The 9957-nt window shown below is 50.6% G+C and carries 7 protein-coding genes; 5 read left to right on the forward strand and 2 right to left on the reverse strand.

Going from position 1 to position 9957, the window contains the following annotated elements:
* Positions 1–72: 72 nt before the first annotated feature.
* Complete coding sequence (locus tag TX24_RS29845; RefSeq protein ID WP_244175962.1) at positions 73–681, reverse strand: SIR2 family protein; 609 nt, start codon at positions 679–681, stop codon at positions 73–75.
* A 243-nt stretch (positions 682–924) separates the two neighbouring features.
* Here TX24_RS29845 and TX24_RS29850 point away from each other — a divergent pair, with 243 nt between their 5' ends.
* The 5 genes from TX24_RS29850 to TX24_RS29870 all read left to right on the forward strand — a co-directional run bounded on the left by TX24_RS29850 (position 925) and on the right by TX24_RS29870 (position 9045).
* Positions 925–2487 (forward strand): anti-phage dCTP deaminase, encoded by a 1563-nt coding sequence (locus TX24_RS29850; protein WP_057712074.1) that lies wholly within the window; start codon positions 925–927, stop codon positions 2485–2487.
* 38 nt (positions 2488–2525) lie between these two features.
* On the forward strand, positions 2526–2759 hold the full coding sequence (locus TX24_RS29855) for a hypothetical protein (protein WP_057712075.1): 234 nt from the start codon (positions 2526–2528) through the stop codon (positions 2757–2759).
* A gap of 560 nt (positions 2760–3319) precedes the next feature.
* On the forward strand, positions 3320–5245 hold the full coding sequence (locus TX24_RS29860) for an ATP-dependent nuclease (RefSeq protein ID WP_057712079.1): 1926 nt from the start codon (positions 3320–3322) through the stop codon (positions 5243–5245).
* Complete coding sequence (locus tag TX24_RS29865; RefSeq protein WP_057712076.1) at positions 5242–6918, forward strand: UvrD-helicase domain-containing protein; 1677 nt, start codon at positions 5242–5244, stop codon at positions 6916–6918. Before TX24_RS29860 ends, TX24_RS29865 begins: the two co-directional genes overlap by 4 nt.
* A 237-nt stretch (positions 6919–7155) precedes the next feature.
* Positions 7156–9045: a hypothetical protein gene (locus TX24_RS29870; protein WP_157255588.1), complete on the forward strand. Its 1890-nt coding sequence runs from the start codon at positions 7156–7158 to the stop codon at positions 9043–9045.
* Here the strand turns inward: TX24_RS29870 and TX24_RS29875 are convergent.
* A partial coding sequence (locus tag TX24_RS29875; RefSeq protein WP_208604740.1) for a hypothetical protein occupies positions 9032–9957 on the reverse strand: 926 nt, incomplete at its 5' end. The genes TX24_RS29870 and TX24_RS29875 overlap by 14 nt on opposite strands.

The following is a 9957-nucleotide window of genomic DNA, read 5'->3' on the forward strand; positions in this document are numbered from 1 at the left end:
TGTAAGGCGGCAACAACTTGCTCAGCACGGCTTCTTTTCGCTCATGGGAATAACGGGCCACATCGGTGTCCTTTACCGCCTATCTGGGGAAAACTGGAGGGTGACAACTATCCTGCCAGAGGGGGCTTTTACCGGACTTCCAACGCGTCCGTGTGGATGACCTTTGACCTCGACCGAATCTGTTACGTAGTTGCGGATTTTTTGCAGGTACCCAGCGTAATGGTCAAACCCTAGAACCATTGAACCAGGTCGGGCTACATCACCATGCACATGCCACACATCCTTCGTGCCGGCGGTATGCCGGCGAAAGAGGCTGTATCTCGATTCAGGCGCAAGGAACGTAGGGGAGTGGAGTGGTCCTGCAAAGACCTCCTCAATCGTGAAATCATAGTTTGTGGTCATGATCACACTGAATAGACTACAAATTCTTTCGTGAGCCTCGACTGACTGAATTTGTTTGAGCAGTCTGGCGAACTCAACCTTCACAGCATGCTCAGCTTTCTGGAATGAAAGATTAGATCTGGCACATAACTCTTCTACGAACATGGACAGTGGCTTTGATTCAATGCCGGGGACCAAATCCAGACCATCAAATGCCAGAGCTAGCTCCTGAAGAATTTCGTTCCAACCTCTCTGCATCGCTACACGATTAATGCCATTTCCAAGAAGAAGGCTATGCATAAGGTATCCATTTTATGCTGGAGTGGAAGTATTAACGTTTGCAGGCATAGGGGTGTCAAAAATAGCCTAAAGTGAACCCTGTAGCGCTGGTTCGACTGTAATCCGACTCTTCGGCGTCCAAGCCGCGGTGAGTAATACAGTTACGAATCGATCACGACTCATTCTTTCGTCGCGAAACTGCGTACAAGTGATGGCAGTATGCGATGATCAAGCCAAACGCGCACTACCTGACAGGGACTCGTTATGGCAGCACCAGACTTTCGGCTCATAGCTTCAGCGAATAGCGACAAAAGCGGGCATTTCGACGACATAGGTGCAATTGGGAAGACCATCACACCTGAAATCGTCATTGCTCTTTGCGGTCCGATGGGTACCCCCCTGCACGACGTGGCGCAGACTTTTCAAGAACTCCTGCTTGGCCATGACTATAGCTACGAAAAAGTAAACATCATCAGGCTAAGTGATGAAATTCGTAAGCAAAAAACCTTGGCCTCTGAAAAAACGATACGCAATCTAATCGAAGCGGGAAATGAGCTCCGCGCGGAGTATGGCAACGAAATCCTGGCTCGATTCGCGATAAGGCGAATCACTTTGGAACGCGAAGAGGCTCAGCAAGAATCAGAAAAAAGTCATGAACCTGACCTATTCGAAACTCCAGCATCAGCTGTCGTGCCTAAGGTCACTGTTCGATACTGCCATATCATCGACTCGATCAAACATATCGACGAGCTGAAGCTCCTGCGCTCCGTATACGGAGATATGCTCCATGTTGTAGGCGTGTATTCACCCATTGAGATGCGGATCGCCAGACTCGAACGCACTAAAGGGCCAGGCGATCACATCCATGATCTAATCGATAGAGATTCTGGTGAAGAGATCGACCACGGTCAGCGGGTCGAAGACACATTCCCTCAAGCTGACTTCTTCCTACGCGTTGAAAAAACTACCGATACACATCGTAAAGGTCGAGTAAAACGCTTTCTTGACCTCATGCTGGGAACGGTGATTGCGACTCCAACATTGAATGAGCGGGCGATGTATGCAGCGTTCTCAGCAGCAAGAAACTCGGCTTGTCTTTCCCGGCAGGTAGGAGCCTCAATCACCAGTGCTGATGGGGAGATTCTCGCCACCGGCTGGAACGATGTACCCAAGGCATTCGGTGGGCTTTATCAAACTGAGACATATGGCAGCTCACCCGATGAAGATCGGCGCTGCTGGAACCTAAATGGTGGCTTTTGCTCCAATGACCAAGAAAAAAGGGTCATGTCCAACGCAATTGTCGATCTCCTGGCCAGCGAAGGCCTTATCGAGGAAGACAAACGCGAACAGGTCTATCAGGTAATCCGGAAAAAATCACAGCTCAAGAGCCTTATTGAGTTTTCGAGAGCTGTGCATGCCGAAATGCATGCGTTGCTAAGTGCTGGCGGTACCGATGGGGGAAAAATTCGGGGTGGAAAGTTGTTTGTCACCACCTATCCTTGTCACTCGTGTGCTCGGCACATCGTTGCAGCTGGCGTCAGAGAGGTTTATTTCCTTGAACCCTACAGAAAGAGCCTCGCAACCAAGCTACACGAGGATGCTATAACTGAAAATGAAAACGAGATAGATAAGGTCAGAGTGATGCCGTTCGACGGGGTAGCTCCCTCTCGATTCCTACGTTTTTTCTCTGCTCACCCGCAGGGGCGGAAAAATGCCGAAGGAAATATGCACTCCAGGGAAGCGCATCCCGTCGCTTTCGTCACAATAGAAGCTATTCCGACCCTTGAATCTCTCATCGTACAGGGACTATCCTCCCGCGGCATTTAGCGGATCCGGTTTGCTGCTAGGAATTGTGGAGTATTTTTATGAAGAACGTTGACGAAGCGGGCCAGCATGAAGCCGGAGTACAGTTGGCGCTCAGCTTTGACGCATATGACTCCAAAGATCAGTCGCACCTACCTCTACCCGCGTTCATCGAATCTGCGAGAGCGTTCCCGCTGACTGAACGTAAAGTGCTGGCATTTCCCAAACAACGGGTGTCTCCAGCTGAGGCCGGCTTAATAGCCAGGATTTTGCAGAGAACTCGGCACTTCGTCTAAGCCTCTGACAATTTCGGCGTGCTTGTACCTGGGCTGGACCTTCTGAGTCCAGTCTCGGCCCGACCGTAATTCCGCACCTCTCCGAAGCTATTCAACTTACGTTTATGGGGCGCCTGCCTGCGGGACTGTAATGTTCCCACCCACGCCTCATCGTGAGCTTGAAAAGGTTTTTTAACCTGGGCAATCTTCAAGGTGCCCTTACCGAAAAACCAATATGGAATCATTCCTCTCCAGTTACGCCAACACAATCACCTTCACGAGCATCCTCATCACCCTTCTCTGCACCTACGTCGCTCTCATTCAACCGCCTCGCTAACGGTGAAACCGGATGAAAGGCCGAAGCCAATCGCTAGGTCATCAAACCCACCTGAGTTTCCATGGGGCAACCGCGATTCAGATTTCAGGTTGCCCCATGCGGCGTGAAACGAGCGCTGAGCTTATGGTTTCGCTAGCCCTATTCGTTCGTCTATATGGCACTTTGACACCCACTGTGGGAGATTAGGCGGCGGGGGTTCGGAAGCGAACCAAAGCTGAATATGGAAGGGATGTTCCAGTCGATTATGAAATTACAATCTATACGCCTGTCTAACTTTCAATCCTTTGGCGTGGAACCTACAGAGCTGACTTTTGACAAAATCACCTATCTGATTGGTCCAAATGGCTCGGGTAAAACGGCTGCTCTACAAGCTCTATGCCGACTTTTCGCTTTCGATCCGTCACTGCGTCGCGTCCAGCGCTCAGATTTCCATGTCCCACACATCGAAGTTGAAGCACCAGAAGAGCGAAAGCTCTGGATAGAAGCCGACTTCCTTTTTCTCGAGCTGACCAAAGACGAGGATAACAGCACCGTTGCTCCCCATTTCGGCCACATGCGCCTTGATGAGCTGGATGGTATTCCACGTGTTCGCTATCGCCTCGAAGCAACTATGGGCATAGATGGCGATATTGAAGAAAGCCTGGTGTATGTGCTTGATGTGGACACCGAGGGAACTCCACTCAACACGGCACAGGTTGCACGTCCGGAACGCAACCACATACACGTTCACTACCTTCCAGCCAGACGTGACCCCGCCGATCACATCGCCTATGGCGCCAATGCATTACTCGGGCGGATTTTGCGCTCAGTGCAATGGGACAGTGAGCGATCCACTATCAAGGAGCTCACTGATCAGATCAGCGAAAGCTTATCTGCCAACCCTTGCATTGACGCGTTCAGCACCAGTCTCAGAGCTGTTTGGGGCGAGCTGCATAAAGGTCGTTTCTTCACTGATCCCAAAATTACGTTCGTAGCCTCTGAAATCGAGTCTCTTCTTAGGCATTTGTCCGTCTCCTTTTCTCCTGGGCACGACGACAATCTCGTCGACTTTGCCCGCTTGAGCGACGGCCAAAAGTCGATGCTCTATCTGTCATTGGTTCTTTCATCCCAGGCTATTGGCCGGGCAGTCTTGTCTGGAGAAAATACGTCTTTCGATCCTGACAGACTGCGGCCACCTGTTTTTACCCTCATCGCCGTTGAGGAACCAGAGAACAGTCTTTCTCCCCATTACTTGGGCCGAATCGTCAACGCCTTGAACTCGATGGTGAAACATCCCGATGCTCAGGCGTTGATAGCTACGCATGCGCCATCGATGCTGCGCAGAGTGGAGCCGGAACACATTCGCTACCTCCGCCTAACGGAGGCCCGGCAAACGCGAGTCATGTGTGTCAAGCTTCCAGAAAAGACTGACGATGCTCACAAGTATGTGCGTGAGGCCGTTCAAGCATTTCCGGAAGTCTATTTTTCCCGATTGGTTGTCTTGGGTGAAGGAGATAGTGAGGAGATCGTTTTACCCCGCCTGCTCCGCGCAAAAGGCATACCGGTGGATGAGTCAGCGATCACGATCGCGCCACTGGGTGGCAGACATGTGAATCACTTCTGGCGCCTGCTGTCAGCACTACAAATACCTTATGTGACGCTCTTGGACCTGGATGTTGCTCGTTATGCGGCCGGATGGGGGCGAATAAAATACGTGAACGATCAGTTCGCCCAATACGAACCAGCAAAGGTGCTCCCCAAAGAGTGGCGAATCTCGCCATGGAACGATGACAACATACCCGTGCGCACCCATCATTTTTTTGATGAAGGCAAATCGGATATTTTCGTCGCATTGAAAGAGCGTAGTGTTTTCTTCTCTTTCCCGATGGACCTGGATTTTGCAATGCTTCTTGCTTACCCAAATGCCTACCAGGTGGTTAAAGAAGATCCAGATGCCCAGACAATCAAGGCGGTTTTGGGAAAAAGCCACCACAACTCAGCCCAATACACCGCTGAAGAGCTGAAATTATTTGGCACTTACCATCAAAGCTTCAAGCTAGGCAGCAAGCCGGCAGCACACCTTGAGGCGCTGGCCAAGCTCACCGATGAACAATTGCTTATTGGAATGCCTAAGTCACTCAATGACTTGGCCGACTCTGTCATCGCTATGCTTGAGGAGCTTCCTGAGTGATTTCTGTTGAAGCGTGGCAACCAGCAGATGGCCTGACGCTCGAACCGAACGCGTCCCTCGCTGCGAGGGAACAAGAGCGCTGCCTGGCTCTTACCGCGGGTCCTGGAGCAGGCAAGACAGAAATGCTCGCTCAGCGCGCAGACTTCCTGTTAAGAACCGGCACCTGCCGGTATCCGAAGCGGATTTTGGCAATCTCCTTCAAGGTAGATGCGAGTAAAAATCTCAAGGAGCGTGTTCAGCGCCGTTGCGGGACCGACCTTTCGTCACGCTTCGATAGCCACACGTTCCACGCCTTTGCAAAACGTATCATCGATAGATTTCGGCCCGTGCTAACAGGTAACGATAGTCTCGATCCTAGCTACAAAATCGGTGACAGAAAAATTAGCCGTAAGCAGATCGAATTCGGTGATCTCGTTCCACTGGCTATTCAGATACTCGAGAAATCCGCCATCGCGCGAAATGCGATTCGGCAAACTTACAGCGATGTCTTTCTCGATGAATTCCAAGACTGCACTGATCAGCAGTATCAGCTGATTAAAACTGCATTCATTGGCACATCCATTCGACTGACAGCAGTTGGGGATACCAAGCAGAAAATTATGGGTTGGGCAGGCGCACTTGACGGAATTTTTAAGACGTTTGCCGAAGACTTTAATGCGATTCCCCTCAATATGTATCGCAATTTTCGCTCCAAACCCCGTTTACTGCGAATGCAGAATGAGATTATCCGAGTGCTTGACCCAACCTCGGTCATGACTGACGACCAGCTTGAGGGAGACGAAGGCGAGGTGTTCGCCTATAGGTATGAAAATAGCCAAATGGAAGCTGAGAGCCTGGCGGATCTGATTTCTGAATGGGTCCGAAAAGAGTCAGTACCTATTTCTCAAATCGCTATTTTGGTGTCCAAACTCCTTGACCAATACGCCCTTCAACTGATGAGCGCCTTGGAGGCGCGGGGCATCCCTTACCGAAATGAACAGCATATGCAGGACATCACCGTTGAGCCTGCTGCGCGCTTAGTTGTGGACTACCTATTGTGCATTTATGGCCAGCGCGAGCCCAAGGCGTGGATAAGACTGATGGACCAGTTGATTCCATACGCCGATGAAGAATTACAGGCCAGTGTGCGGCAGGATCTAGGCCGGTTCATCAAAATACAGCGTAAGAACGTCGCGATAGCGGACTTAATCGGTGAGTCATTCGAGGGATGGTGGGAAACAGCGAAAGCTCTTCTCCAGCATATTGGTTTAGAGACGCTGACTGCGCTCTCTCCCGACTACGAATCACAGGATCGGTTAGGGGAAGTATTGCGCGACACAAGAACTCGCATTGAAGATTTGCTTAAGCTTGAGCCTGAGCTTCCCAAGGCACTGCTGCGCTTCTCGGACGATCAAGCAGTCAGAATCTTAACCATCCATAAAAGCAAAGGATTGGAATTCGATTCCGTCATCATCATGGCCGTCGATAACGAAATTTTCTTCGGTGATCAAGATGCGAATCGCTGTGCATTTTTTGTAGGAGTTTCTCGTGCCAAGAGGCGGTTGGTACTCACGCATGCTGCAGTACGAGAAAGACCAGAGGGTTATACAAAAAAATGGAGTGTCCATCGGACTGAGCAGGTGGAGTTTTTCTCCTACAGCACGCCTTTCGTATCCACCACAGTAACGAATTGATTGACTATTTTTTTGACCCTCCTTGGCGGGTGTCCACATTTCATGGAATGTGGACACCCGCCAATTTGCACGATCGCGTTGGTCAACGGTTGATTCCAAAATTTCTCAGCAGTGGATTGTCGTCATTACTGTAAAGCAAAGAATATTTTGCTTAACCGGCTGAAATCGGCATTAAGGCAAAGAATTGTTTGCCTTACGTATGAAGCAGAATCTGTGATGGGCTGAGGCACAAATGCAATGTTCCGTGCAGGAGGCATGCAGCGCGGCCTTGTTGCGGATGTAAATTTGAGGTGGTTCTTGTCAGATTTAACATTAAATTTTTACGATCAAGCTCCTTTTAGGCTGGAGCCTGCCTGGTTGCATTCGGTCAACCGCTGCGCATTTACTTATCCCAAACCGCAGATCAGTCTGGCCGGACGCTTCAAGGACCTTACAGGTGACTTACTTGTATTGTGGTATGGATCGTTCACGCCGAATGCCCGAGAAAGAACTGTTCCTCTGGTAAATGTGCATTTTCGCAGCGTTGACTCCAAGGGGCAGCTGGGAAGCTTTCACACGGTCCCCATCGGGTTGCCATACCTAAGCTATTTTCAGATCGGGACCGTTTGGCGTGAAGGCTCGTTGAGCTCAGACACCCAGATGGAAAATCTTCCAGAGCAGTATCTGGACTTCACCCCGAACAAATGGAAATTCGTACAAGCCACGGAAGTGGGACTCACTTCCGCCTACAGCACCTACGAATTGCCGAGTTCCGTAGACTCATGGCTGATCGCATTCAAAGGCACAGGTGATGAAACTGTGCTAATTCCATGCGTGGAACTGTTAGTACGTCTTTATGGCCGTAGCTCCGAAACCAGTCGAATTCTCACGACATACCCTTGGGACGAGGTCCAAAAGCGATTTTTCTTTGACCATAGTGAGACCTGGGAAAAGAACGTCGTGAAGCTGCAGCCCAAAATCAGAGAAAGCGAGGCTGTGTTTCTCGCTCATATGCGGCATGACGAGTACGCCCGTTATCAGTGCAAAAAGCTATACGCGGACCTGGAGTCGGCCTTCAACGGCACGCAGAATCTGTCGGCTCCATTTGGTGATCTAAAAATTGCACCCTGGTTTACCGGCCTTGCGAAAGTGAGGGCGCGAGGGTTTTGGATTAATGGTCGGAAAACGTTTCTCTGCCTGCGTCTCACCGGAGCGAGCGAACCACTCGGCCCAGAACTTGAGGTGTACCGGCCCGACTACAGCACCGAAGCACCGAGCGACGACAATGAAGATGATGGTGGGTTCTTCATCAAACGTCCGACAAAAACTCTTCCTCTGGACCAAAAGGCTGAGCTGACTAATGACCAGGCCTCCGATCCCGATATAGGAACGCATATCCTTCTTCATGAAAGCTTTGAAGTACTCGGAGAGCGTCGGACTATCAACAAGCGCATTCAGCGCAAACCTGGTGAGCGTGGAAAAAAAATCCTACCTACAGGTGATGCCGATGTGCTTTCTGCTGGCGATCCTGGTGAGCGGGGATCTGGTGTCGGTAAAGCGGAAATTGTGGATGTACAACCGTGGGAGTCATCGGGCGTTCTCACAGACGTGTGGCAGGCACTCTGCGCATTGAGAAACGCATACCCAACCGTTATTGATCGAGTTGAATGGCTAACGCTCGATGGCCAGCGGGGCACCGTCGGACCTGCGAAATTGGTTCTGCTGAAAGAGTTCGACGATGAAGATGAGGCATCTCCAGAGCAGAGCAAATGGCTTTATCTCGAACCCAAGCTCAAAATTTTACGTGGTGTGCAAATCGTCCGGATCATTTGCGGCGAACGCCATTTTTACTTATTCGAAACACAAAGGCGCCCTCTCGGCACTGCGAAGACCGATGCTGAGCCCGCGGAAGAGAAATCCCAAGGCTTTCTTATCGAGCTCTCCCTGCCGTCAGCAAGGGTAGAAGTGAAGCAAATCCTTGCCATGATTCGCCGTCACCAAGGAAAGTTTCGCGTTTTCCGCGGGAACCTACGAAATCCATGTGTGTCATTCAACCACAGTAAAAACGCAGACGATGAGATCCTGTATTTCACCTGCCTCAAAAATAACTTTGAGAAACTCGGAGTCTTTTTCCCTAGAGATCTTTAGCCTGTACGAGCGAAAGGCTGCGTGGATCCGGAATCCAATAGGTGACTCCTGCCAGGGTCACCGAGTAACCATTGCCCTCAGGATCAGGAATCGATGTCACCTCGCTAGAAGGGGCGGGATGTAAACGGTGAAAGTAAACCAAGGATTGGGTTATCCATGTGCGCTGAACATCACTGCCTGATCTTGCCGCGATAGCGAGCTTGATCATCTGAAGCTCGAGTTTGGAACGCCGGCTTATTTCGATTTTTTTCTTGTCCACGACCAATACGGCTAATCCCCCTCTTCGCGCATTTAAAAACGAAATGAATCCCCAGAGATTGGCTGCAATCCCTGGCTTAATTTTCAGGAGAATGTCGATTTGATGCTGCTCTACGATGCCCCTTCCCTCGGACTTCGCCGTATGAAGAAGGTCTACAGCGGCACGTAGGCATGCACGCAACGAGCGAAGCTTTAGAGTGCCCATGCTTACTCGCTTCTCTAACTCAGCTTGGTAACCGCTTAACAACGTGCTATCCGCGTCGCACGATAATTCCGTCATAATTTGTCGGATTCGATCACGTTCAACATGCTCTTCCAGCAACGCATCACTGATTACATAACCCCTCACTGATGCGAGCCATCGCAGGGGAACTCGAGCTCGCCGTATACCGCCTATTCCTACCTGCATCAGCAGGTGCTCAGGGGGCGGCATCACCCCCCACGTTTCATCGATCAACATAAAAAAATCTAAATGACGATGAATAGAGAGCGCTGCGCGTTGATTGCCAATTTTTAACTGCAGCCACGCCCCCTCTGGCAGGATAGTTGTCACCCTCCAGTTTTCCCCAGATAGGCGGTAAAGGACACCGATGTGGCCCGTTATTCCCATGAGCGAAAAGAAGCCGTGCTGAGCAAGTTGTTGCCGCCTTACAG

The organism is Pseudomonas lactis (genome assembly GCF_001439845.1).
Taxonomy (GTDB): Bacteria; Pseudomonadota; Gammaproteobacteria; order Pseudomonadales; family Pseudomonadaceae; genus Aquipseudomonas; species Aquipseudomonas lactis.

What these genes read in the sequence shown, in the direction of transcription:
- TX24_RS29845 (WP_244175962.1), bottom strand. Translation starts at nt 681, where the DNA reads ATGCATAGCCTTCTTCTTGGAAATGGCATTAATCGTGTAGCGATGCAG.
- TX24_RS29850 (WP_057712074.1), top strand. Translation starts at nt 925, where the DNA reads ATGGCAGCACCAGACTTTCGGCTCATAGCTTCAGCGAATAGCGACAAA.
- TX24_RS29855 (WP_057712075.1), top strand. Translation starts at nt 2,526, where the DNA reads ATGAAGAACGTTGACGAAGCGGGCCAGCATGAAGCCGGAGTACAGTTG.
- TX24_RS29860 (WP_057712079.1), top strand. Translation starts at nt 3,320, where the DNA reads ATGAAATTACAATCTATACGCCTGTCTAACTTTCAATCCTTTGGCGTG.
- TX24_RS29870 (WP_157255588.1), top strand. Translation starts at nt 7,156, where the DNA reads ATGTTCCGTGCAGGAGGCATGCAGCGCGGCCTTGTTGCGGATGTAAAT.